This window comes from Oceanospirillum sp., assembly GCF_048265165.1.
Classification (GTDB): Bacteria; Pseudomonadota; Gammaproteobacteria; order Pseudomonadales; family Halomonadaceae; genus Oceanospirillum.
The window spans coordinates 41247-66200 of sequence record NZ_JBLXCD010000002.1 but is presented as its reverse complement, the minus strand read 5'-3'; the positions used below and the strand labels follow the sequence as shown (position 1 = coordinate 66200).

Here is a 24954-nt window from a genome sequence, read left to right as displayed (position 1 = left end):
GGCTGCATCGGCCACTATTTATCCCAATCCCGGATAACAGTGATAAAGAAAGATAAGGTAGACTGCCTGTTACAAACCTGAACGAACAACGACTCTGACCGGGATGAGCTAACACTATGCACCAAGACTTACGGCCCTCGGCGGCTTTACCCCGCGCTGACCAGGAAGATGTCTGGTTGGCTGGTGTGGCCCGAAAGCCTTCACCTAACTTTAATCGGCGACCTGAGGGTGTCGATGTGGAGCTTCTGGTGATTCATAATATTAGTCTGCCGCCAGGGGAGTTTTCCGGGAATTATATCGAGCAATTCTTTACCAACTGTCTGGATCACTCGTACCATCCGTTTTTTAAAGAAATAGAAGGTATAGAAGTTTCTGCTCACTTATTGGTAAGGCGTGACGGCTCATTAATTCAGTTTGTACCTTTGAATCAGCGCGCCTGGCATGCGGGACAGTCTTCATTTCAGGGCCGTAAAAACTGCAATGATTTTTCGATTGGTATTGAACTGGAAGGCACTGACACCTGCCCCTATACCGATGAACAGTACAGGGCTCTTGCCAGGGTCACCGATGAGATCAGGCATTATTATCCAAAAATAACGACTGATAATATCGCTGGCCATAATGAGATTGCCCCGGGACGAAAAACAGACCCCGGACAGGCTTTTGATTGGGTCAGATACCGAAACCAGGTCAAGGGTATGATAAGTCACAGCAACGAAGATAATCAGACCTGAGAATTCAATTTATTAAGTCATATTACGGACAGGCGAGGTTTACTCATGGAATTTGTCGTTTTAATTACCGTTCTGATGCTACGGGCGCTTCTTAGCTTAATGCCTGAAAAATGCCACGATCACTGGTTTTTTTCGCTTAAGGACCGAGCTGTCACTTTGTTCAAACCAAAGGCACGCCATCTTTATGATCCGGAAAGTGAAGAACCGGGTAGCGTAACAACGGCAGCTAATCAGCCCAATACAGCACCGTCCAATACAGCACCGTCCAATACAACACCGTCTAATACAACCTTGCCCCGTTGGTTTGCCGGAACAGGTGTTTTCTTTGTCTCAGTTATTCTGCCTGTTGTTGGGCTTAGTATTGTGCTTGCTGTTCTGGAACAGTTTATCTGGGGGTTCCCTGCTTTTGTTTTATCCATTTTGGTCTTGCTTTACAGTCTTGGCCGCAAAGACAGCTATCACTGGTTCACCCGTTTTCAGATCGCCTGGCGACAAAAAGACCTGCAAGGGGCTTATCAGTATGCCTCTGAACTTTTACCCGGTGAGAATATTAAAGATGAGAAACAGCTTTATCAGCGGGTTTTTTCCCGGCTCATAAATATGAGATTCCAGGATTTCTTTCTGATTACGTTTTGGTTTATGTGGTTGGGCGCGGAAGGTGCTTTACTGGCCCGATTAATGATACTGTTTTGTGACAAGTCGCCGATCGGAGTCACGGCAGAGAAAACTTCGGCTATTTCCGCCAGCCGGATCAGAAATGTTCAGTACCTGTTTGAATGGCTACCGGCAAAACTGATGGGGCTGAGTTTTATGCTGACCGGCCACTTTGTGTATTGTAGTCATCAATGGATCAGCAGCCTTTTAAATAAAAAGCACTCCCATGAAATGCTTTTGACCCATTTTGCTCTGGGGGCTTTGGGTGAAAAAGTTGAAGGTTGTGATAGTGAACCTTTCCCGTCTGCTGAAGACAGCACCCACAAAGATGAACAGCTACAGGAACTGGAAGCCCTGCTACGCAGAAGCTCTGTTCTGTGGGTCATTGCGATAGCCGTGACAGTGGTTCTGATGGAGTTATGATGATGGTTATGGCTGTGGTTTTGATGGAGTTGTGACGTAGGCATCTGAATGAGGCTCCGGCAGGTGATTCTATGGTCAAACTGGCTGCTAAGAATGTCTCATTCTGTTATGGTTCCATGATTGTAATGAGGTCTTTATCTGGGAATAGCATGTTTATTTTGGCCTTGTGATTCTGCAGTAGAAACAGACAAAATTTGAAATAGTTTTGAGTGCATTTGAAATGAAAATTATGGTTACAGGTGGGGCTGGATTCATAGGCTCAGCGGTGGTTCGCCATCTGGTAGAAAATACAGTTCATGACGTCATGAGCATCGACAAGCTGACATACGCTGGCAACCCGGATTCTGTAGCCAGTGTCGCCTCCTGCCCCCGATACCGGTTTGCGCAAACGGATATTTGCGATGCAGAAGCTATGGACGCACTATTTGCAGATTTTAAACCCACGCATGTTATGCATCTGGCTGCAGAAAGCCATGTTGATCGTTCGATTGATGGCCCGGCAGATTTTATCCAGACCAACATTGTAGGTACTTACACGCTTCTGGAAGTGGCTCGCCGTTACTGGAATGGTTTGAGTGAGCCAGATAAGACAGCGTTCCGTTTTCATCATATTTCAACGGATGAGGTATATGGGGATCTGGAAGGAACTGAAGATCTCTTTCTGGAAACGACATCTTATGCTCCAAGTTCGCCTTACTCAGCCTCGAAAGCCAGCTCTGATCACCTGGTGCGCGCTTGGCAGCGTACCTATGGCCTGCCAACGTTGGTGACGAACTGTTCCAATAATTATGGCCCCTGCCACTTTCCGGAAAAACTGATCCCCCATATGATCCTTAATGCTTTATCCGGAAAATCGCTTCCGGTTTATGGCGATGGTAATCAGGTACGGGACTGGCTTTATGTTGAAGATCACGCCCGTGCGCTGGTAAGTGTGGTTATTAACGGTGTTGTCGGTGAAACCTATAATATTGGCGGGCACAACGAAAAGCGCAACCTTGAGGTTGTTGAAGTCATTTGTGACCTCCTGCAGGAGCTGGCGCCACCGGGTACATACTCCCACGCGCAATGGTTGCCGGAGAAGCCAGCCGACCATTATCGTGATCTGATCACCTTCGTTAAAGACCGGCCCGGTCATGATGTGCGTTATGCAATTGATGCAGGCAAAATTGAACGCGAGTTAGGCTGGGTTCCTGAAGAGTCCTTTGAAACAGGTATCCGTAAAACTGTGCAATGGTATCTGGACAATCCTCAATGGTGGCAGCGAGTATTGAGTGGTGAGTATCAACTGGGTCGTTTGGGAGAAAAGTCATGAAAGGTATTATCTTAGCCGGAGGTTCGGGCACCCGCCTTTACCCAATCACTAAAGGGGTATCGAAACAGCTGCTGCCCATCTACGACAAACCGATGATTTTTTATCCACTATCGGTACTGATGCTGGCTGGTATTCGTGAAATCCTTGTGATTTCCACGCCTGAAGATCTGCCAAATTTTCAGAAGCTGCTGGGAGATGGCTCAGATTATGGCATTGAGCTGAGTTATGCAGAGCAACCATCTCCGGATGGGTTGGCTCAGGCCTTTATTATCGGTGAAGAGTTTATTGGTGATGACCGCGTTTGCCTGGTTCTTGGAGATAATATCTTCTATGGGCAGAGCTTTAGCCGCCAGCTCAGAGCCGCCGCGGACCGTGAGCAGGGTGCTTCTGTTTTTGGCTACTTAGTGAACGACCCGGAACGCTTCGGTGTTGTTGATTTTGATCCTGATGGCAAGGCTCTGTCCATCGAAGAGAAACCGGTTAAACCCAAGTCAAACTATGCGGTTACCGGGCTGTATTTTTATGACAATGATGTTGTTGAAATAGCTAAACAGGTTAAGCCTTCAGAGCGCGGCGAGCTGGAAATTACCAGCATTAATCAGGCTTACCTGGAGCGGGGTGATCTCAATGTTGAATTACTCGGTCGCGGTTTTGCCTGGCTGGATACCGGAACCCATGAAAGCCTGTTGGAAGCCGGTATGTTTGTCCAGACCGTCGAGCACAGGCAGGGCCTTAAAATTGCCTGTCTGGAAGAGATCGCTTATCGCAACGGTTGGCTGACCCGTGAACAGATGCAGTCTCAGGGGCAGTTGTTGGCTAAAACCGGTTATGGGCAATATTTGCTCAAGCTGGCACAGGAAGACAGAGTTTAAATACCAATATGAAAGTAACAGATACGGCTTTAGCCGGGGTTAAAATCATAGAACCTAAAGTGTTCGGTGATCATCGTGGTTTTTTTAAAGAGACATTTAATGCGCAGCGCTACCTGGATATGGCAGGTATCGACCTGGCTTTTGTACAGGATAATCACTCCCGCTCCCGCAGAGGTGTATTACGGGGGCTGCATTTCCAAAAAACAAAACCTCAGGGCAAGTTAGTCAGTGTTACCCGTGGTGCGGTTTTTGATGTTGCAGCAGATATTGACCCCGCCTCGCCAACTTATGGGCAGTATGTCGGTGTTGAGCTGAGTGAAGATAATCACCTGCAACTCTGGGTTCCGCCGGGCTATGCCCATGGTTTTGTGGTTTTAAGTGAAGAAGTCGATTTTGTTTATAAATGTACTGATTACTATGACCCCAGTGATGAAGGTGGCGTTGCATGGAACTGCCCCTTGTTGAATATTGATTGGCCAATAGAAGACGTATTATTGTCTGATAAAGACTCAAAATATGCATCTCTGGAACCTGAGCATGGTTAAAATTCTGATAACCGGAGCTAATGGGCAGGTCGGCAAGTCTTTAGTGGAGCAGGCACCGACGACTGTATCGGTCTCAGGCGCTGATCGGGAAAAGCATGGTGATGGCAAAATAGTTCAGGTTCTGGCCTGCTCGTCTTCTGAACTGGATATTACCCAGGCTGACAGAGTAAAGGCTGTTATGGAGCAGTTTCAGCCGGATCTGATTATCAATGCTGCTGCATATACTGCAGTTGATAAGGCAGAAGCGGAGCCCGATCAGGCTTATGCTGTTAACCACGATGGTGTTTTGAATTTAGCCCAAGAAGCCAAACAGCGACAGATACCTGTGCTCCATATTTCAACAGACTATGTGTTTGATGGTGAAAAAGATACTCCCTACAAGGAGACAGATTCAACGTCGCCTGAGAGTATTTATGGCGCGAGTAAACTTGCCGGCGAACAAGCGCTGCAGCAGTCCGGTGCCCTTTATCTGATCCTCCGAACCAGCTGGGTATTTGGTGTTCATGGCGGAAACTTTGTCAAAACCATGCTTCGGTTAGCCGGTGAGCGTGATGCTTTGAGTGTTGTTGCCGATCAGCAGGGAGCCCCGACCAGTGCTGCCAGCATTGCTGAGACTCTGTGGTGTTTTGCCCGGCAGTACTTCTACACCGGGAGCTTAGACTCCGGAATCTATCACTTTTCCAATCAGCCTGAGACTACATGGCATGGCTTTGCCATAGAAATTTTCGCGCAGGCCTATGGGATGGGATTACTTGAAAAGCAGCCTGTGGTTCAGGGTATTACGACATCTGAGTATCCGACACCGGCCAAAAGGCCTCTTAATTCGAGGCTCGATTGCACTAAAGTTCAGCGCACCTTGTCGATAGAGATACCTCAATGGCAGGATGAGTTGAGCCGGATGCTCACAAAGCTGAAGAACGAATCCTGATGTTATGACATGTGCGCCACCGCCTAAAATTGCTGTTCTGATGGCCGCATATCAGGGAATGGTTTGGCTTCAGGAGCAAGTGGACAGTATTCTCCAGCAGAAAGATGTTGATGTGCATCTTTTTGTTAGTGTTGACTCGTCAGATGATGGTACGGAATACTGGATTACACAGCGCGCGGCTCAATCCGGGAACATAACAGTGCTACCCTGCGGCTTTCATTTTGGCAGTGCCGGGAAGAACTTTTATCGCCTGTTGCGGGATACCCAGCTGGAGAATTATGATGCCATCGCTCTGGCTGATCAGGATGATATCTGGTTTAACGATAAACTGAGCCGAGCCTGGTCATTTCTGGAGCAAGGGTATGATGCATACTCTTCCAATGTAATCGCTTTTTGGCCGGATGGGCGTAAGCAATGCTTAAATAAAGCCCAGCCCCAAACACAATACGACTATTTCTTTGAAGCTGCCGGCCCGGGATGTACTTATCTGCTCAGGTCTTCCGTGGCTTGTAAGTTGCAGCATCTCTTGCTTTCGCAACAGGAGCGTGTTGATTTAGTTGATCTGCACGACTGGTTAATTTATGCCTTTTGTCGAAATCAGAAATATAAATGGTATATTGATTCTCAGCCCGGTATGCATTACCGCCAGCACAGCTCAAATCAGGTCGGGGCTAATGTCAGCATCAAGGCTTACATAAAAAGAATTAAGCTCGTAAAAAACGGATGGTACAGAGATCAGGTTGTCAGAATATCCGAATTACTGGACCCTGCTCAGGTCAACAATTTTAATAGCAGATGCTTTCTGATCATGAACTTTTCAGAGTTGAGACGGCGGCCCCGAGACAAGCTATATCTGCTGTTGTTGATTATTCTGGGATTATACTAATTAAAAAATATGTACTGCTACTTATATAAGGTTTCACAGTGAGGAATACATTTCAACGCCGACACTCACTTTGGCATGAACGCATACTGTTTAGTGGTTATTTTCAGTTCCTGCTGGGGGTACTTTTTGTAACGTTACTCCCCTTGTGGCAATTCGTATTTTTTAACCATTCTGGCAAGCTATCCGACAGCCTATATATTAATACACTGCTCTCAGAGGTTACCTGTTTTTGCCTGGCGTTCATTATTATCAGGCAGATTCGGCATTTTCCTGGGGCCCAGCAAAGCGTTGTTTATATCTTGCCGTTATTAGCCATCATCTGGCTGGTTATTGTCTCCGGAATGTCTTATCTAAGAATTGAATATATCCGGCAACCGCTACTGATCTCCTACATCTTCGCTAACATTTGGTCGGTAACTGCGTTTTATATCAGGAAACGCTTCAGAGCACCGAAACTGGCGCTGGTGCCCCTTGGCCGAGCAGAAAGCCTGAGCATTAACCCTGAACTTCAGTTGCACACCCTGTATGCGCCTGACCTGCAGGGTCGGCGCTACGACGCTATTGTTGCTGACCTGCACTTTGACCAGATTCCAGCGGTATGGGAGAAATTTCTGGCCAAGTGCACACTGTCTAATATTCCGGTTTTTCACTACAGGCAGATTGAGGAGATGCTGACAGGTCGAGTCAGCATTGGGCACATGGCTGAAAACGACATAGGCACATTAACGCCATCACCCATGTACAGCATTATGAAACGTTTTTTTGACGCTATATTAGTGTTTATTCTTATTCCGTTGATCCTTCCTGTGGTTATTGTTACCGGTCTGCTGATCAAGCTGGATTCAAAAGGCCCCGTTTTTTTTATACAAGAGAGAATTGGCTACCGCGGAAAACTCTTTAATGTTTATAAATTCCGCAGTATGCATGTAGATATAGAGGGGGAGGGATATACGAATGAAAATAACGACCCCCGCATAACCGATATAGGCCGAATCATCAGAAAGTATCGCATTGATGAGCTGCCCCAGCTCGTTAACGTACTTAAAGGTGAAATGAGCTTTATAGGTCCTAGGCCTGAGTCAAAAGAGCTGGCCGAATGGTATGAAGATATGATCCCCTTCTTTTCCTATCGTCATGTCGTCAGACCCGGAATTTCCGGCTGGGCGCAGGTGAACCAAGGGTATACAGCCGACCTGAAAGGAATGGAGAAGAAGCTGCAATACGACTTCTACTACATAAAGCATTTTTCGATCTGGCTGGATGTATTGATTTTTTTCAAGACGATACGTACGGTACTGACAGGATTTGGAGCCCGCTAGCAGGCAGGCCTCGTTAATCATTTTTTAATTTATACGGGCGGCATTAAAGATCAGGTCTGTGGCTAGGCAAGCTCTGCCTTCAGCAGGTAGAGCTTATCTAAAACAGCCTCAGACAGCACTTTCTTCCACTTCCAAGCAACCGGTGAATAACATTTGATTCAATCGCCGGTTCATGCTCCTGAAAATAATACTGAACGATGTTTTCCCGGAGGATTGTTCAGTTATCATAATTTTTTGCAATACCGGCTTTAAATAACTTAATCAATAATATGGTTAAAACAATCAGTGGCTCAGCGCTTCAGAAAATAAGGTGTCATAAAATGCCACATAATCTCTGTCCAGCTGGCCGGACTGATACTGCAGCTGCAGATCCGACAGTAGGTATTCATTCATAGCCTCAGCCAGTCTCAGCTTTACATCCAATGTTTGAGTACGCGCATCAAGAACATCAACCTGGCTTCGCAGATTGAGATCTCTTCCTCGTTCGGCCGCTTCCAGATAGCGTTCACTGGATTGTATAGAGCGTTTCAGAGCGATCAGGCGCTCTTCCAAGTTCTTTTTACGGGCATAGGCAAGACTGATTTTTTGCTCGGAATCCTTAAGTACGCCATCACGTCGGGCCTCTTGGGCGTTAACTTTTGCCGTTGCCTGACGAAGATAAGCGCTGGTTTTGCCACCACCATAAAGATTGAGGCTCAGATTGATAGCCGCTATAAAGGCTTCACTCTCCCTGAACTCATCATCGGAGTCGCGGTCGCTGTAATCCAGACTAAGGGAAAGTGTCGGGTAGTAAGAGGCTTTATTCGCGCTTTCAGATAAAACAGCTTGCCTAAGGGTTGCGGTACTTTCCAGAAAGAGCTGATTGTTACGGGCCGAAGCGATAACCTCCTCCTCGGACAGGGTCATAAGAGGCGGGTTTATCGCGTGAGCCTTGGCAGCCCAGGCCTCAGAAGGGGTAAAGTTTCTGCCGGTGATGATCCTGAGTTTTGTTCTCTCATCTTCCAGATCACTTTTGGCCTTCAGGTAATCCGTTTGAGCCAAGTCGCGGCGGGATTCCAGTTCCAGGAGTTCAAGCTCATCACCAACCCCCAGACTGGCCCGACGCTGAGACTGCTGGTATTTCAGTGACAGGGCTTCATGAATATTCTTATTCAGATAAACCAGCTGAGCATTATACAAAACGGCCAGATAGCGCTCAGCGGTACGGTAAACCAGGCTTTGCTCCGCCTCTGCCAGTCTGTAGCGTGCAGCTTCAACAGACGCATGACTGGCCTTCAGGTTGCGATAGGCACTGATATCCAGTAACGGCTGACTGAGGGAAATTCTCCAATAGGTATCATCAAGAACACCGGAGGAGCGTGGCTGATCCGGGTTGTAATAGTCACTGGCTTCATCCGTATAGATATTGGTTGAATCTTCATGACTATAGCGTGCAGAAAGATCAATGCTTGGCAAAAGCCGACTTCTGGACAGGGCTACTTCTTCTTTTTCAGACTGAAACGTTGCCTTTGCCGCACTGTATTGAGAGTCATGACTGAGGGCCGCTTCAACAGCCTCCTGAAATGAAAGCTGTTCAGCATGGGCCTGAGCTGTCACACCGAGTAAGGCCCCTGCTATTGTGCAGACTGTATACCGGAGAGCCCCCGTTGCGTACCGGACGGGCATAAAAGCAGACCGGACCGGATTAAAAGTGGTTCGGATATCATCAGACACGGAAAAAAACATGGTGAAAACACTCCAACAATAAACAAACTGCGCCTGAAGGCGCAGTAACTCTGGCTGTATTTGGCCTGCTAAAAAGCAGGCTCAGGCAGAAATACGATACACAGATCCTTAAAAAGCCCTTAACAATAAGTCTTAACAACGGGCCTGATATGCCTGCAATGACAGAAGCCATAAAAGGTTTCCGGGCATTTCGGTTGAGTCCTATTTCTCGCGGAAACTACGGGCAAAACTATCCGCAATCGGTTTCAGCAGATAACTGAACAGAGTACGATCTTCCCGGCGAATCATCACTTCCGCAGGCATACCGGGGATCAAGTTCATCTCGTCACTCATATCCTGTTTACCCTTCTCCGTTACTTTAATACGGGTCAGATAATAGGGTTCGCCTGTATTTTCATTGATCAGGCGGTCAGCGGAGATATTGATCACCTCACCTTCAATGACCTTAGTGGTGCGCTGGTTGAAAGCAGAGAAACGAACATCGGCTTTCTGGCCCTGGTGGATACTGTTGATATCGTTGGTTGCTACTTTTGTTTCCACAACAAACTTATCCTGACCCGGTACCAGATCCATCAGCGTTGCACCCGGACGGGCGACACTGCCAATGGTGTGCACCTGCAAGCCCACAATATAGCCGGATTCCGGAGCGCGGATCGTGGCTCGCTTCAGGCGATCCTGGGAGATGCGGTAGCGCTCCTGGGTATCGAAATAGTCAGCTTGAGCCGCCTGAATCCGCTCGCCAATATCTTTAAGGTAATTTTGGCGATTGTTACTCAGTTGAACACTGTATTCCGCTGCAACCAGCTCCGTTCTCGCAATTTCCGATTGCAGACGGGCCGCCTCATTTTTAGAGGTCAGAATCTGGCGATTCAACTCCCGTGCACGCTGACCATCACCCAAACGCTCATTTAACAGCGTGGTATAGGCCTCGTACTCTTTTTCCAGAAGTGCAATCTGCTCATTCACAATAGACTGCTGCTCTTTCAGGCCGTCAATCTGCTCTCTGGCCTGGGCTGCGCGAGACTTGAGTGCCTGTTGCTCCTGGCGATGAGCAGCAACCCTGGCCTTATGCAGTTGTCGGTTCTGCTCAAGGACCGCAGCCAGATCTTTATCGCTTTCAGTCGCTTCTAGTACCTCCTGGCTGTATACCATTTCACCGGCAAGCATCTGTTCACTGCGTAAACGTTCCAGCTGTACCAGGGTGCTGAACATTCGTTTTCGGTTACTTTCTGACTCACCCAGCCATGAGGTCTGGTCAAGCTGTACTAGAGGGTCGCCAGCTTGAACCAGATCACCGTTACGGACAAAAATATTCTCAACCAAGCCGCCTTCAAGATGCTGGATAGACTTTCTGTAGGAGTCCACCACAACTTCACCCTGAGCGATAACGGCACTGCTCAGAGGGGCAAAAGCCGCCCAGATAGTGAAGGTACCCAGGCTCAGCAGTAAAATGGCAAAGCCCAGAATGATATAGGTTCTGTCATTGACCGGAACCTGAAGCAGTTCCGATTCAGACTGTGCCTGGGTTTTCACCGACTTCTGATCCTGGCCTTTCATCGCTTTACCTGTAGCGACTTTAGCCAGTGCCTGACCGGATTTCTCGGTGTCATCTGTTTTTGGTTTTTTTGTATTATCGGTTTTTAATGGCGTATTGCCGGTATTTTTCTGTTCCTGAGGCTGGGGAGTTGCCCCTTTAGCTTCAGTTGCCTCTTTTGATTTAGGAGGCTCAACCACTGATTTCTTCATGATTACTCTCAGATAAAATTAGAAATTTACGATGCTGCCTGCTGTTTTTGTTGAGCCAAAGCCTGCATCACATCATCTCTGTTACCAAACATCTGCATCATTCCGTCTTTAAGCACCAGAAGCTGATCGATATTTCTGAGAATAGAAGGCCGGTGGCTGACAACAATAACTGTGACACCCTCACGTTTGAGTGTCTGCATGGTATTAACCAAAGCCATTTCACCTTGGTCGTCTAAGTTGGAATTGGGCTCATCAAGAACAAGTAACTTAGGGGTGCCATATAGGGCCCGAGCTAAACCGATACGCTGACGCTGACCACCTGATAAGGCTCCGGCATTACCACCAATGCGCGTGTCATAGCCATTTGGAAGCTCAAGAATCATCTCATGAACGCCTGCTTTTTTTGCGGCAACAACAACTTTGATGGCATCGACCGGTCCGAAGCGGGCGATATTTTCACTGATGGAGCCATCAAACAGCTCAATGTCTTGTGGCAAATAGCCAAGATTGGGGCCTAATTCGTCACGGTTATAGTGATTGATATCCGCACCATCCAGACGTACCACGCCATTAGCTACCGGCCATAATCCCAGGATAATACGGGAGAGGGTAGACTTACCTGCTGCACTTGGGCCTACAATACCGACATGCATGCCTGGTTGAATAGAAAAATTAACCCCTTTAAGCGCTGCTGCTTTTGCACCAGGAGGAATCGCATGAACATTTTCGATCATGAGTGCGCCCTCAGGGTTTGGTAAGGACATTTTTCTCTGATTGCTGGGGATATCAATTAGTAGCTTATTGAGGCGGCTATAAGCTGTTCGGGCGCCATTAAAACCTGCCCAAGTACCAATCAATAAATCAAGTGGAGCCAGGGCCCGGCCCATTAAGATAGAGCCAGCAATCATCATACCGGCACTCATCTCATTCTGAATGACAAAGAAAGCACCCAATCCCAAAATCAAAGACTGGAACATCATGCGCAGTATCTTACTGAGGTTCGCAAAGACACCGGCTTTATCACTGGCTATGGTCTGCTTTGATAGTACTTCCTGGTGCTTTGACGACCAGCGTTTCAGAATATTGGGCAGCATCCCCATTGCATGGAGGACTTCTGTGTTATTGATATTGTTATTAGCAAGGTTCTGGGCCTGAATGTTCTCACTACCGGCTTCAGTGATTGGTTTGCGTGTCACCTTTTCGTTGATGATCGCAACAATCAGCAAAATAATACCGGCACAGATTGCAAACCAGCCAAAAGCGGAATGGAAAATAAACAACAGACCGATATAAATAGGCATCCAGGGGGCGTCAAAAAATGCAAACAGCCCGTTCCCGGTCATAAACTGGCGAACAGCCGTTAAGTCAGCCAAAGGTTGCGCATTGCGTTTTTCCGGTTGACGTATGCCCTGCTCAAACATCGCAGTATAAATACGAGGGCTTAATGCATTATCTAACTGATTACCAACCCTGACCAATATTCTGGAGCGAATCCACTCCAGCAACCCCATAATGGTAAACATGCCCACCATGATTACGGTTAGATAAACCAACGTATCAAAGCTACGGGCAGCAACAACCCTATCATATACTTGCAGCATATATAGAGGAGCGGTCAGCATTAAGATATTGATAAAAAAACTAAAAAAGCCTGCCGCAATAAAGCCTTTCTTGCTGGCTCGCAGTGCGTCTTTTAAATCACTGGCTATATCGACACTCATCTAAAACTCTCTTTCATGGTGTTTACGACAGAAATTGTGCTTGTCGGCGACTTTGATAAGCATGCCAGCATAAGCAACAAGACCCGGAGTATATTCAAAATGGGGGCAGAGCTAAAAAACACAAGAGGCTCATGATTTAGGGCTTTTATGCCCTTCTCATACACCATTAAAAGCCCTTTCTTAAGTCGCACAGGATAAAGAAAAGGCTCTCTCTTAAGCTCTGCAAAAGGAACATACGCACGAAAAACAATACAAACAAAAACACAGGCCCAGAATAGCCCCTATATAAAGGATAAATATATAGGAGCTACACTGGGTTTTAGGTGTTATTTATTGATTTAGAAACGGAAAAGGTCATCTTCAGCGCTGCCAAATACTTTTTCTAAGTCAATATTGCTGGCATCTGCATTCGCTTTAGCGTGGCGAGCATGAATATCGAACAGTCTGGAGAGTTCCTGCATCCGGTGTTCGGATAGCAGCTGAGCATAAGCCAAAGCTAAGGCTCCGCGCAGGTTGAGAACCTGTACTTGTTCTGGTGCCAGGCTCTTAAGTTTCTTTTCATTGATATGGTATAGACCTGAGTGCGGGGCGATAGACTCCGGCAAACCATCAATTTTGATATGCCAGGGCTGTATCACACCATATTCATCCAGCAGGCTAAGAAGAGCTTCTGTTTTTGTACGTTGCTGATGCTGGGCGATTAAAAAATCTTTAACACGGGAAGCTAGTTCGGACAGCTCACCTTCAGCATTGAAAAGAGGTTGGCTATGTTCACCCAATTGAGCTTTAAAGTTCGGGCTTTCCTCGTCAACACAGAGTGCCAGCTTGTCGCTTTCCTGGATAGGAAGCATGCGGAATGGGTAGCCGCGATATACCGCAGGTACATAGCCGCCCAACCATTGTCCCTGAGACGTCACAAAAAGATTCTGACCAGGATACAGTCCCTGAATCGCTACGAACTGCAATGGGTCGTTAGGATTCGCCCGATAAAATGCTGTTGTATAGCGGGGTATCAGCTGAGATATTTCAGCCACACTAACAGGTGCTAATGCATCGCCTGCAGCGAATTCATAGCTGGAGATTAGATCCCAACCGGCTGACTTATGAGTGCTGTGGGAAAGTGGAGCGTAGCTTGACATAGAATCCTCTATGGAAATTGATTAAAGTGAATACGATTGAGACTCTGTTCCGTCGCTTATTTTTTTGGAGCCTGCCAGACTGTTATACCGTCAATGGTGCTCTCTAAATGGGGAATATTCTTTTGAAAGTAATAACCAGCAGCATTTGCATCTAGGCTGGATGCGCCTTCCAGCATCTGGTCAGCCTGTTGACTACTAAACAGGCCGTTACTTAATACATCACCTGACGTACTGAAGCTAATCTGCCCTGTTTCCTCATGGCTTAGCTGGAGGGCGGTAGAGAACTTACCCTTACCAAAGTCGATCTGCAGCATACTGCTGTCAATATTAAGGTCAAACTGATTTCCACCGGCATAATAAAATGCTGCTGCATCCTGTAGAGCAAAGCTTACCTTGCCTATATTGGGATTGACGGTTTCAAATAGTTCATTCGGGCGATAGAGGGAGAAGCCGTCGGTCGCCACAATCAGACTTTTATCCAGAGTCTTGCTGCTAATTCCGGCAGATACCAGTTGATCCGAATAGATAAAATCCGGTGCGTTAAACTTATCGGAAGGCGTGTAGGACCACAGCATCTCCTGCTGTTTTGGAATATCTTTCGGCATCAACTCATTGACATCAACCACTTCAGCGCCGTCAAACTGATCAGAGTGCTGGTCGTTAGCATCAGCCAAAATAGCGACTGTTGACGACTGATCTGAATCAGACGTTATGTTAGTGCCGTTATCAGCAGACAAGACAGTGGTTGCATCCTCAAGAACTATCGTATTACCAGAAGAGTCCGTATTGTCTGCCACAAGAGCGCCTTCAGACCGTGACTGTTCGTCAGACGGTGTAACGTCCGCGATGTTTTCGGCATTTTTTTGCGTATTTTCTGTTGATTTCGCTGTATTGTTTACCGCCGGATCATCCGAAGTGTCCTCTGAAGCGTTCGCACCATTGCTTTTGTCCTGCCCTTCTGAAGACTGAGCGGCAACACGGGTCTGAGTGTTTGTTAGAAGAAGGTTTTCAGAAGCGGGTGTAAGCTTCGCTAGCAGCTCATCATTTAACAGCAAGTTAGACGTTGGCGTTGTCTCAAGAGCGAGTTGAAGCAGTTGCGGGCGAACAGAGAAAGAACTGAACTCGACCAATTGATTGCTGTTACCTTTAAGCTCAATACCATCTTTGGCACAAGGGCCAAGGGCCAGTGAGTGGCACTCGCTGGAAAAAGGAGAAACAACGATAGCGCCTTCACTAACAAAGGTGCGAACCCTGTCCGCATCGGCCAATACAGTAAAATCAGTACCGCGAACACCAATGGCTGCAATGGGCGTATTTAAACGAAACTTCTGATTGTTTTGTTTGGCCGCGCTGCCAGATACCGAGCGGGCAAGACCCTCTTCCAAATTAAAACGTACCGCGTTCAGTTCGGGTGATTTTGGGTCGTAGTCGTACATTTCAATAGAAAGCCGACTGCCGGGGCGCATACTCAAAAGGGCATTATCAATAAACTGCAGGTGCAGGTAGCCACTGGAAAATGTGGTAAGAGTATCACCGGAATAAAGATTCATGCCGGTGCTGGCATCCTGTTTTCTGCCGTCACTGCGCTCAATAACCGCCTGGCCTATCGCTAAGGTTATCTTGCCGACGTTATTCTCTGCCGCATACGTGAGCGACGAGGTCGCAGAAGCAACGACCCACACAACAAGAAAAGACAGGCAGTATGTCTTGTTAAGTAAGGTACGAAACGACACACCCAGTGTTGAGCAAAATTTGCCTGATACCAAGTGCTCGTTGACTGACGACTGCTGCATAATTCCACCTTTTACTGATGCATTACGAGAACGCAAAATGTACTTGTAAGCAAGCATAAATAAAGACAATACTATCAACAAGTTAACAATAAACTGCTGAGGTATGGCGAGTTCAGTCACCGCATTGATTCTATTCAGTCACTGCATTGACTTTAATGGCCCGTGCTTTCACCTCTGCTACTTCAGCATCATAGCAAGGTGCCGGGGTAGTATACGTGATGACAATCACACGCCATGCTTAAATTTTATGCTTTAATCGTGAACTAATCAGTAGATGCGCCACCCAACGCGATATCGGGCCTGTGGTTCGATATATCAAGGTTTAAAAAAAGATAAAAGGCTGGATGCTGGAACAAAAGCGACCTAACAGCGCCAGCCGAAACATAATGATATGAGATTGACGACTGTAGCTTGCTTGTTTTTAGTTGATTTTGCTTTTTTGTACCGGTTTTTTTGAGGGATTAATGGCCGTCTCAATCGAAGTTTTAAGGCGATTTGACCTTCTTCACGAATTAACCGACCCGGCATTAGAATCGCTGGCAGCTCATGCTGTCCTGCGTAAGTTCTCACGTCGTGAGATTGTGATCGATCCGGGCGAGGCTGAATCGAACCTATGCTTTCTCTTCGAAGGGAGCTTGCAAGGGGTTGATTTTACCGTGGATGGCAGAGAAGTTGGTCTTTACTTTGTAAGACCGGGGGATTTCTGTGGCGAGGTTGGATTGTTTGGGCATCACCCTAACCCCGAGTTTGTGGTGGCCCTGGCAAAATCCCAGGTAGTGCTGCTGCCCTATAGTGCGATTGAAAGTGTTATGTATGAGATTCACCCCCTGATTAAAGCCTTAAGTCAGCGCCTTGCCCGTCGCGTCATTGAGCTCACTCAGCAGCGCTCCGTACTATCGTTAACCAGTATTCCCCTGAGAATCTACCGTCAGCTGGCCCAGCTAAGTGGGCTTGATTTAATGGATAGCTCCCCTGCGGCTGATGGCCATGGTAAAACGCCTGATCTTGCCCAGGAGATCAATATTGCCAACCCACCCACTCATCAGGAGATGGCAATTATGCTTAATACCAGTCGGGAAACGGTCACCAGGGTGTTTCAGTCTCTGCAGGCTGAGGATATCGTGCAAAGAAATGGCACCAGCAGTCTGATTATAAAGCAACCGGAAAAGCTGTATTATCTTGCTCATGGTGAGGCTTAAGGGTTCGTAGCTTGCTTATTTGCTTATGTGGGGGATTAATAACCTGCCCAGGGACCCATGGTGAGAACCGGGAGTTCGTTTAAGAGTTCGAGAATTTAAGAACGCCTGTAAATATCAGGGATACGGATGGTCATTTCGTCCAAAAAATTGACCGAAATAAACACTTATCAAACACGACCAAGTTGAGAACAAAGGGGTTCAGATAGTGCTAACATATTTTTGGCCAAAAGAATATTTTGGTCTGTTGTTTCAAATGACGCAACGGGATGTCGTGCAGCGCTATAAGGGATCATGGCTTGGTATTGGCTGGTCAATTATCACGCCTCTTATGATGCTGGCTGTCTACACTTTTGTTTTTCAGTTTGTATTTCAGGCTCGGTGGCCGGGTGTTGTAGCGGAAAGCACAAACAGTGGCGTACACTTTGCCTTAAATTTGTTTGCCGGTTTAATATTCTTTACCTTTTTCAGTGATGTAATGACCCGGGCTCCCGGTGCGATCTTAAATCAGCCCAATCTGGTGAAAAAAGTGGTCTTTCCTCTTCAGTTGCTGCCATGGATCGTTGTTTTATCCTCTGGTTTTCAGGCTCTGATCAGCCTGGGAGTTCTTCTGTTGGGGGCCAGTCTTTTGGCTGGCGGTATTCCGGGTAATATTATTTATCTGCCCCTGTTGTTGCTTATTTTTATTCCGATGCTTTTAGGTATGGCTCTGGCCTTTGGTGCTCTGGGGGTCTACTTTACCGACACCCAGCATATTGTGGCCATGATTACTGCCCCGCTGATGTTTCTTTCACCCATTTTTTATCCCGTGTCTATGCTGCCGGACTGGGCGCAGCAATGGATTCACCTGAACCCTCTGACACTCATTATAGAGCTGTCCCGGACGGTTTTCCTCGGCAGCCCCTGGCCTGAAATATCATCGCTGGTTATTTTTAGCCTGTTTTCCGTAGCTACAGCCATAATGGGCGCGTTTCTGTTTGCCAAACTACGTCGGGGGTTTGCCGATGTCCTCTAAACCTGTTATCGCATTAAAAGACGTTAGCAAAACCTATCGTCTGTTCCGTAAACCTTCAGATCGACTGATAGAATCACTGCCCTTTGTAAAAAACAAATCCAAGCCTTTTGTCGCCCTTAAGTCTATGGATTTAACGGTAGGGCAAGGAGATATTGTTGGTCTGATTGGGCGTAACGGTGCCGGTAAATCAACCTTGCTGCAGCTTATTTGCGGCACCCTGCAACCCAGTAGTGGCAGCGTGTCGATCAAAGGACGGATTGCCGCTTTGCTGGAGCTCGGCTCCGGCTTTAACCCCGAATTTACCGGGCGTGAGAACGTTTTTCTCAACGGCGCTATTTTGGGTTTAAGCCGTAGTGAACTCGAAGCAAAGTTTGAAGAGATACACCGCTTCTCTGAGATAGGTGATGCCATCGATCAACCGGTCAAGACATACTCCAGTGGTATGTTTGTCCGGCTTGCTTTTGCCGTTGCCGTCTGCGTAGACCCCGACGTACTGGTGATCGACGAAGCCCTGAGTGTTGGTGATGGTGCCTTCGCCAAAAAGTCTTTTGACCGTATTATGCAGCTGAAAGAATCCGGCAAAACCATTCTGTTCTGCTCGCATAACCTTTATCAGGTGGAGGCGATCTGCAACCGGGCACTTTGGCTGCATCAGGGTGAGGTTATTGCTCAGGGGAAACCCTCCGATGTGATACACAGCTACGAAGGGTTTTTATATGGAATCGAGCAGGGAGATACCTCGCTGCCTGTGCCCGATCAACCGCAGGACCCAGGGCGGCCGCAGTTTAAACAGGTGAGCGTCAGTCTGGATGGCAAACCGGCAACTCAAACCAAAATTCCCGTCGGAATCACAGGGCAAAGCTGTTTAAGTCTCTATGTCAGCTGGCAAGGCCCCGCTGGGCATCCCGCACCCTCTCTTGCGACCACCCTGCACGCCGCAGACGGACGTCTGATCGCCAGTGCCAGTTCTCAGATTGACGAATTCAAACAGCAGCAAAGCGATGATGGCAAAGGCTGTGCGCGTTTAGACTTCCCCCAACTCCCCTTATTAAAAGGTGAATACTGGGTTGAGGTTTATCTGTTATGCGAACAGGGCATCCTGTTTTACGATCAACAGATACCCGCCGCCCGTTTTAAAATGCAATCACCGGACTTTAGTCTGGAGCAGGGCGTATTCCATATAGAGCGAGAATGGCACGCAGGGGCTTCCCTTGTAGACTCCACCGCTGCAGAAGCTGAAACAGCCGTAGAAAACGCTGACAAAGCATCGCAAAAATGAGTCCATTGAACGGTACGCCTATGAGGCTCCTGATTGTTACCAGAGAAAACCAACAGGATAAAGCCTACGGTTTAGGTAAAACCCTGCAGCCGCTGCTGCAGGTATTAGCAAGCAGGGGGCATCATATTGATTATTTTTCCAAAGAGAGCTGCCATCATGCCCATCAGCGATGGCACCCTAAAATCAGCCGGTGGTTAACCCCTGTATTCGCTAACCTGGCCCCGGCCATAGCCGAGCGTATCGTGCAGGGAATTGCGGCCGCGACCCGAGCTATCGCCACTCATGTCACCCATGTTTGGGCTCATGACCCTTGGTTGGTATGGGGGATAAAGCTGGGTTTATTACGAAAAAAATGCTTAAAGCGGCCTTTTAAGCTGATTGTCACAGAACATGGCCTAGGCAGCTTTACCTGGGCAGTGGCTCAGGATGGCCTGGATATTCCTGATAAAATGTACAAGCGTCTGTTAAAAGCCGAGCGCCGGGTTTTAATGGGGGCTGACCATGTATTTATACCCTCTCATATTGCAAAGGCTGCACTGGTCAGGGACCTGCATTTAGAAAAAGAGCAGCACAAAATTACTGTAATGGGATACGGGCGACCTGAAATTGAACGCCCCGACAAAGCTGCCGCACTGAAACACTTTGGCAAACCAGCCTCCGATCAGTTATTCACGGTTGTTGCGGTAGGTCGACTAGCCCCAGTGAAAAATTTCCCTGTGTTGATCAAAGCTTGCGCCCTGCTTGAACACAAATACGGTATCCCGGTGCAGGTTATTATCGCCGGAGGTGGTGATCCCCAGAATCTGCAGGACTTAGCCGAACAATTAAATTTGAGTCACAAGCCTGTTATCCGCTTTGAAGCCGACATCAGCTGGACATTGGCTGCGGCTGACCTTTACGTCAGCACCTGTGCTGCAGAATCGTACGGCCAGGCTAACCGGGAAGCTATCGCCGCAGGCGTACCCGTTATAGCCCCCAGTCAGGGGGGAAGTGGTGAAGTTCTTGGACTGGGTGCCTGCCTGATTCCTATGGGGCAGACAGCAGACAGCAGCACCGACTTAGCAGAGCAGGGCTCTGCCCGCCTGGCAGATGCTATGGCAGACCTGCTGAGCAACCCCGATACCTACAACTATTGGCGAAACAAAGCACGGCAAGCCAGCAAGAGCTGGCTGACCTGGGAACAGATAGCGAATTATTATGAACAGCAGCTCAGCAGTTAACCGGCTTATTGAAGGCGCAATGGAAGCGAGCACAGAATCTCAGGTACAGGCGCTGTTACAGACAGCAGCACAGGCACCGCCTAAACCGCTGGAAATACAGAGGATCAGAAAAGCCCTGGTACTTATACCGCATCCCGATGATGAGAGCATTGGCTGCGGTGGTTTATTGGCACTGCTTGCAGAGCATAATATACCCACGCACCTGATTCTTGTCAGTGATGGTTCCGGTGCCGGTGGTTTACCGGAAGGGGCTGCCCAGCGTCGGCAACAGGAGTTGGGGCAAGCCGTTAAGCAGCTAGGTGATGGCTTAACATGGGAGTGCTGGCAGCTTGCTGACGGTGGCCTGAATCAGGAAGCGGATTTAAAGGAAAAAATACAAGCCAGTATCGTCAGTTATCAGCCCAGCTTAATCATCGCTCCGTGGTTACAGGATATGCACCCTGATCATGCCGCCACGGGTCGCAGAGCTTTGTCTGTTTATAAAGACGCCGTCTATAACGGCCTTGCCGGTAACGGAACGGTTTGCACCGAGTCCGATTATAAAGAACTGCCTTTGTCCCAGGGGGTGCTGTTTTACGAGGTGTGGACTCCGCTACCGGCCACTCATATTCTGAATATCAGCACAGTTTGGCATAAGAAAATCGCCGCCTTACAGCAGCATAAAACTGCACTGTCCTGTGGCAACTATTTACGGGCAACAGAAGCATTGGCGGCCTACCGAAGTCTGTTAAGCGGAGATCTGGCGGCAGAAGGTCAATACGCCGAAGCTTATTATCACCTTCAGCTTGCCGGGAACGTGACGGAGTCCGGGCCTGAAAAAAGCAGCGCCTCAAACGCATCTGCAACCTCAGCCAAAAAATATCAAGTGCGTTACGCCTGTAAGCAAGATGCCGCAGCGCTGCGCAGCTTATTTATTGAGGTTTTTCAGCAAACCCCGGAAGAAAACTGGTGGCTAACAAAGTACGGTCGCGAGCCCCAGGCCGGAACCGTCGCCGTTGACCAGAACCAGAATGTTATCGCTTACTACGGTGCATTATCGCGCCAGGGGCGTTGGCATGGCCGCACCTTAAATGTTGCCCAGCAGGCGGATGTAATGGTGGCTCAGGCTTATCGTTTTGCCACTAAGCAGCACAGTGTTTTTGCCTCCGTTAGTCGCTTGTTTTTACACGAACAATTAGGGGCGCAGCGGGCTTATCAGATGGCCTATGGTTTTCCCACCGCCCGAGCCTTAAAGCTGGGCATACGGCTTGGCCTGTATCAGGAAGGTGACGACCTGGCTTACTGGGAACACCTCAGCCCGCCGAACCCCATGGGGCTGGGCTGGCAAGTGACTACAAAATCATGCCGTCGGCAAAAAAACTGGCAGTGGGTTAATGCATTAAAACCCTTTATGACAGATGCAGATAATGTGTTTTGGCTGGAAAAAACAGGCGACTACTGGCAGCAGCGTTTCCGACAGCACCCCCAAAAAGATTACCGGATACTGAAGCTATATCGCTGGGGCCGTCTGCGTGGCGTCGCGGTGCTCCAGCACAGGTATCAGGGCGATCGTGTACTACAGGTTGAAATTATGGATCTGGCCCTTACCGGCGATCACCCCGACAGTGCTCAGAAACTTATTGCAGCCATTATTAACCATAGCCACAAGCAGGGTGCAGAGCACACCACTGCATGGGGTACAAGGCGAGCGATAGATGAGTTGCAGCGGCACGCGCAAAGTCTGCACCACCCCGGCGAATCTGAAGTGACAGGGCAAGGGTACATGGCGTTACCGGCAGACAGCCTTGACGCACCACTGGCAATACAGATTAAAAACCACTGCTGGATGCTTGGAGCCGATACCGACTTCCGTTAAGCCGGAACCTGGCTGATCAAATCGTCCCGAATGCAGTCCTTTTTAAACAAAAAAATAGTACTTAATAGGCGGGTTTTTGCAAAGGCGTGTTTTGATGTGATCGCTATCACGTCAGAAGAAGTCGTAACTTATTACACTATGTTCAATATTCGATAACTGTCCTGTGATAACGACGCGATAACAAGACCGCCACTAGGTTTTATAATGAAACACAAACCAAGCACCACAGAACAAAAGCAGATGCCTGAATCCCTGCCTTACAGCCTTAGCGTAACGCCGCTGGGCTCGCGTTTGGCTGTGATTTTGTTGGCCAGTGTGGTGGCTTTTGGTTTGCAGTGGCTGTTTGAAGAGCCTGCTACGCTGATTGAAGAGCGCACGGGCAGTCTGGCGTGGCAGATGAAGCCTGACACTACGCCAGAAGAGCGAATTGTTATTGTCGCCATCGATGATGAAAGCCTGCAGGAACTAGGTGCCTGGCCCTGGTCAAGGGCGACCTTTGCAGAGCTGTCGGACAGGTTAAAAGAATACGGCGTGACCAGCCAGGTTTATGATCTGGTTTTCCCGGAAGCCCGGCAAGGTGACCCTCTGCTGAATCAGGCCCTGCTAACCAATAATGCCCTCGTAGGTCAGATACCCCAGCTAGATGCGCAACAGAAATCATACCGAACCGGTGTGCTCACCGGTGCGCTCAATCAGGCCTGTCACCCAGCCATGCCCGTTGCCCACGGTTACTTAGCTAATACCTCAGGTCTGATTGCAGGGGCGGGTTCTGATGTTAATGCACCGCGCATCAGAGCCGGACATATCAGCCCTGAAATTGACCCGGACGGAGCCGTGCGCTTTCAGGCACCATTAGTTTGCTATAAAGGGCAAGTGTACCCGTCATTGGCTCTGGCCACTTTGCTGCACAACCTGAATATTAAAGACCTGGAATGGAGCGCCGATTCAGGAGCAACTCAGGCTCCCTGGCTAATTACCTCCCGGGATTATCCGCTGCTGCAAATCCCTGTAAATAACGAAGGATTAATGCGGGTTGATTACAGCAAAGCACCGGGTAGCTTTACTCAGATATCCGCAGCAGATGTTATCGCCGGGCGCATAGACCCCAACCGACTAAAAAACCGCTGGGTTGTTGTTGGCGCAACCGCCTTTGGTTTGGGTGACCTTGTGCCCAGTCCCCATAGCGGGTTAACACCCGGTGTTGAGATACAGGCGAGAATGATTGCCAGCCTACTGGATCAGCAGGTGCCGTACACACCAAAAGTCCAGATCGTTTATCAGGTGTTTTCTATCGGTCTGACATTGTTGCTGCTGTTGTTGCTGTCCAGCCGTGTAAACGTGCATCAGAATCGTCTGTCCCGTGCTGCGTTACTGAGTGCGCCCTTGTTACTGCCCCTGGCCGCCATCGGCGTGCACTTTTGGGGAATGCAGCATCAGCTTTGGCTTGGATGGTTGCCACTGGCCTTATATAGCCTGATCGCAGCCCTGTCATTGACCGCATTGGAATACCTGCGCAACCGCCATGAGAAACAAAGACTTTATGATAATCTAAGCAGCTATCTGCCAGAGAATATCGCCAGTGAAATCGCATTTCATTTGCCCACCGGGCAACTGCACGCTAAAAAATCACGCTGCATTATTTTAAGCGCAGATTTAAGGAACTTTTCTGCTTATCAGCAGAAAAGCTCCCCGGAAGCGACAGTGCACCTGCTACATGGCTTTTTTACCCTGGCAAGTCAGGAAATCAGCAAGCATCAGGGTACGCTTTATGAGTTAAGAGCTGACGCCCTGCTGGCGGTTTGGTCCATAGATGATGATACCGACCCCGGCGCAAATCAGGCCGGAAGTGAACAAAGTAATCAGCAGCATGCAGAAAACGCCTGGCTTGCCGCGTCAGCAATACATCAGGCGGTGCAGCCACTGTTGGAAAAAACGGCTCTAAGCGATACCGCCCCTCTGGGTTTAGGTATCGGCATCGCCGTCGGCAGTGTTACCCATGGTCGGCTGGGCTCTGCCCGTAACCGCACACAAATGATTCTGGGTGAAGCGGTTACCCAGGCGCTGAGTCTGCAAAGCATGACCCAGGATCTGGCCTACCCCACACTGTGCAGCCAGGCGCTAGCACGTTATTTGCCAAAACAGAGCTGTCAGGCAATCGGCTCCTACCTGCTGGAAAGTGCGCGCAGACCCCAGGTTTTGTATGCACCAAGCCAGCAGGAGCTGTTAAAGCAGGTTCCCAGCAGCGATCTGAATGACTCCGATGACACGGATGAACTTCACCAGCTGCAGGACAGCGGCGTCACCTCTCTTCAGGCGTATCGTCAGGTCACAAGCTCAAAGTAAATGCGAAGTTTGTCGCAAAAAACATTTTGATACTGGTTAGCCTTGTTTGTATGGGGCATAATCGCCCACCTTCAGATAAAGCAAAAGAAGTAGCCATATTGTTTATTTAAGCTGTTTATTAGTATTGTTAACGATCAGAGTTATAGCGTTATAGCGTAGACACGGCAGTCTTGTGGATATCAGAAGAATGACAAAAATAACAGCCCTACTTAATTTAAGAACGTACAATGATACAACCATGCTTTAAGG

19 protein-coding genes are annotated in these 24954 nt (G+C 48.4%); 14 read left to right on the top strand and 5 right to left on the bottom strand.

What is annotated here, in order from left to right:
* Positions 1-116: 116 nt before the first annotated feature.
* The 8 genes from ampD to ACN0R8_RS03825 all read left to right on the top strand — a co-directional run bounded on the left by ampD (position 117) and on the right by ACN0R8_RS03825 (position 7673).
* On the top strand, positions 117-734 hold the full coding sequence (ampD, locus tag ACN0R8_RS03860; protein ID WP_417595278.1) for a 1,6-anhydro-N-acetylmuramyl-L-alanine amidase AmpD: 618 nt from the start codon (positions 117-119) through the stop codon (positions 732-734).
* A gap of 45 nt (positions 735-779) precedes the next feature.
* Positions 780-1811 (top strand): regulatory signaling modulator protein AmpE, encoded by a 1032-nt coding sequence (ampE, locus tag ACN0R8_RS03855; protein WP_417595276.1) that lies wholly within the window; start codon positions 780-782, stop codon positions 1809-1811.
* A gap of 220 nt (positions 1812-2031) precedes the next feature.
* Positions 2032-3123 (top strand): dTDP-glucose 4,6-dehydratase, encoded by a 1092-nt coding sequence (gene rfbB, locus ACN0R8_RS03850; protein ID WP_417595274.1) that lies wholly within the window; start codon positions 2032-2034, stop codon positions 3121-3123.
* Complete coding sequence (rfbA, locus tag ACN0R8_RS03845) at positions 3120-3995, top strand: glucose-1-phosphate thymidylyltransferase RfbA (protein ID WP_417595272.1); 876 nt, start codon at positions 3120-3122, stop codon at positions 3993-3995. The genes rfbB and rfbA overlap by 4 nt, the downstream gene beginning before the upstream one ends.
* A gap of 8 nt (positions 3996-4003) precedes the next feature.
* Complete coding sequence (gene rfbC / locus ACN0R8_RS03840) at positions 4004-4540, top strand: dTDP-4-dehydrorhamnose 3,5-epimerase (protein ID WP_417595270.1); 537 nt, start codon at positions 4004-4006, stop codon at positions 4538-4540.
* Positions 4533-5468 (top strand): dTDP-4-dehydrorhamnose reductase, encoded by a 936-nt coding sequence (gene rfbD / locus ACN0R8_RS03835; protein WP_417595268.1) that lies wholly within the window; start codon positions 4533-4535, stop codon positions 5466-5468. Before rfbC ends, rfbD begins: the two co-directional genes overlap by 8 nt.
* Positions 5469-5472: 4 nt before the next feature.
* Positions 5473-6354, top strand: coding sequence for a glycosyltransferase (locus ACN0R8_RS03830; protein WP_417595266.1), 882 nt, complete (start codon positions 5473-5475; stop codon positions 6352-6354).
* A gap of 38 nt (positions 6355-6392) precedes the next feature.
* Entirely contained in the window at positions 6393-7673 is a 1281-nt protein-coding gene (locus tag ACN0R8_RS03825) for an exopolysaccharide biosynthesis polyprenyl glycosylphosphotransferase (RefSeq protein WP_417595264.1), read from the top strand.
* Between the two features lie 282 nt (positions 7674-7955).
* Here ACN0R8_RS03825 and ACN0R8_RS03820 read toward each other — a convergent pair whose 3' ends face one another.
* The 5 genes from ACN0R8_RS03820 to ACN0R8_RS03800 form a co-directional block, all read right to left on the bottom strand.
* Entirely contained in the window at positions 7956-9269 is a 1314-nt protein-coding gene (locus tag ACN0R8_RS03820; protein WP_417595263.1) for a TolC family protein, read from the bottom strand.
* A gap of 330 nt (positions 9270-9599) precedes the next feature.
* Complete coding sequence (locus ACN0R8_RS03815; RefSeq protein ID WP_417595262.1) at positions 9600-11144, bottom strand: HlyD family type I secretion periplasmic adaptor subunit; 1545 nt, start codon at positions 11142-11144, stop codon at positions 9600-9602.
* A 26-nt stretch (positions 11145-11170) separates the two neighbouring features.
* Positions 11171-12865, bottom strand: a complete 1695-nt coding sequence (locus ACN0R8_RS03810) for a type I secretion system permease/ATPase (RefSeq protein WP_417595260.1) — start codon at positions 12863-12865, stop codon at positions 11171-11173.
* A gap of 338 nt (positions 12866-13203) precedes the next feature.
* Entirely contained in the window at positions 13204-14004 is an 801-nt protein-coding gene (locus ACN0R8_RS03805) for a SapC family protein (RefSeq protein ID WP_417595258.1), read from the bottom strand.
* 56 nt (positions 14005-14060) lie between these two features.
* Positions 14061-15797 carry a FecR family protein gene (locus ACN0R8_RS03800; protein WP_417595256.1) on the bottom strand — a complete coding sequence of 579 codons (1737 nt, stop codon included), beginning with the start codon at positions 15795-15797 and terminating at the stop codon, positions 14061-14063.
* A gap of 464 nt (positions 15798-16261) precedes the next feature.
* On the opposite strand from ACN0R8_RS03800, the gene ACN0R8_RS03795 reads away from it, so the two are divergent.
* From ACN0R8_RS03795 to ACN0R8_RS03770, 6 genes are all read left to right on the top strand, one after another.
* Positions 16262-16996 carry a Crp/Fnr family transcriptional regulator gene (locus ACN0R8_RS03795; RefSeq protein ID WP_417595254.1) on the top strand — a complete coding sequence of 245 codons (735 nt, stop codon included), beginning with the start codon at positions 16262-16264 and terminating at the stop codon, positions 16994-16996.
* 205 nt (positions 16997-17201) lie between these two features.
* Entirely contained in the window at positions 17202-18008 is an 807-nt protein-coding gene (locus ACN0R8_RS03790) for an ABC transporter permease (RefSeq protein WP_417595252.1), read from the top strand.
* Positions 17998-19287 carry an ABC transporter ATP-binding protein gene (locus tag ACN0R8_RS03785; RefSeq protein ID WP_417595250.1) on the top strand — a complete coding sequence of 430 codons (1290 nt, stop codon included), beginning with the start codon at positions 17998-18000 and terminating at the stop codon, positions 19285-19287. The genes ACN0R8_RS03790 and ACN0R8_RS03785 overlap by 11 nt, the downstream gene beginning before the upstream one ends.
* Entirely contained in the window at positions 19284-20507 is a 1224-nt protein-coding gene (locus ACN0R8_RS03780) for a glycosyltransferase family 4 protein (RefSeq protein WP_417595248.1), read from the top strand. Before ACN0R8_RS03785 ends, ACN0R8_RS03780 begins: the two co-directional genes overlap by 4 nt.
* Positions 20485-22362: a PIG-L deacetylase family protein gene (locus ACN0R8_RS03775; protein WP_417595246.1), complete on the top strand. Its 1878-nt coding sequence runs from the start codon at positions 20485-20487 to the stop codon at positions 22360-22362. The genes ACN0R8_RS03780 and ACN0R8_RS03775 overlap by 23 nt, the downstream gene beginning before the upstream one ends.
* 204 nt (positions 22363-22566) lie before the next feature.
* Positions 22567-24705, top strand: coding sequence for a CHASE2 domain-containing protein (locus ACN0R8_RS03770; RefSeq protein WP_417595244.1), 2139 nt, complete (start codon positions 22567-22569; stop codon positions 24703-24705).
* Positions 24706-24954 lie beyond the last annotated feature (249 nt).

Coding starts and splice junctions, on each gene's coding strand:
- ACN0R8_RS03785 (WP_417595250.1), top strand. CDS start 17,998: ATGTCCTCTAAACCTGTTATCGCATTAAAAGACGTTAGCAAAACCTAT.
- ampE (WP_417595276.1), top strand. CDS start 780: ATGGAATTTGTCGTTTTAATTACCGTTCTGATGCTACGGGCGCTTCTT.
- ACN0R8_RS03810 (WP_417595260.1), bottom strand. CDS start 12,865: ATGAGTGTCGATATAGCCAGTGATTTAAAAGACGCACTGCGAGCCAGC.
- ACN0R8_RS03830 (WP_417595266.1), top strand. CDS start 5,473: ATGACATGTGCGCCACCGCCTAAAATTGCTGTTCTGATGGCCGCATAT.
- ACN0R8_RS03780 (WP_417595248.1), top strand. CDS start 19,284: ATGAGTCCATTGAACGGTACGCCTATGAGGCTCCTGATTGTTACCAGA.
- ampD (WP_417595278.1), top strand. CDS start 117: ATGCACCAAGACTTACGGCCCTCGGCGGCTTTACCCCGCGCTGACCAG.
- ACN0R8_RS03815 (WP_417595262.1), bottom strand. CDS start 11,144: ATGAAGAAATCAGTGGTTGAGCCTCCTAAATCAAAAGAGGCAACTGAA.
- rfbB (WP_417595274.1), top strand. CDS start 2,032: ATGAAAATTATGGTTACAGGTGGGGCTGGATTCATAGGCTCAGCGGTG.
- ACN0R8_RS03805 (WP_417595258.1), bottom strand. CDS start 14,004: ATGTCAAGCTACGCTCCACTTTCCCACAGCACTCATAAGTCAGCCGGT.
- rfbA (WP_417595272.1), top strand. CDS start 3,120: ATGAAAGGTATTATCTTAGCCGGAGGTTCGGGCACCCGCCTTTACCCA.
- rfbC (WP_417595270.1), top strand. CDS start 4,004: ATGAAAGTAACAGATACGGCTTTAGCCGGGGTTAAAATCATAGAACCT.
- ACN0R8_RS03795 (WP_417595254.1), top strand. CDS start 16,262: ATGGCCGTCTCAATCGAAGTTTTAAGGCGATTTGACCTTCTTCACGAA.
- ACN0R8_RS03800 (WP_417595256.1), bottom strand. CDS start 15,797: ATGCAGCAGTCGTCAGTCAACGAGCACTTGGTATCAGGCAAATTTTGC.
- ACN0R8_RS03775 (WP_417595246.1), top strand. CDS start 20,485: ATGAACAGCAGCTCAGCAGTTAACCGGCTTATTGAAGGCGCAATGGAA.
- ACN0R8_RS03770 (WP_417595244.1), top strand. CDS start 22,567: ATGAAACACAAACCAAGCACCACAGAACAAAAGCAGATGCCTGAATCC.
- rfbD (WP_417595268.1), top strand. CDS start 4,533: ATGGTTAAAATTCTGATAACCGGAGCTAATGGGCAGGTCGGCAAGTCT.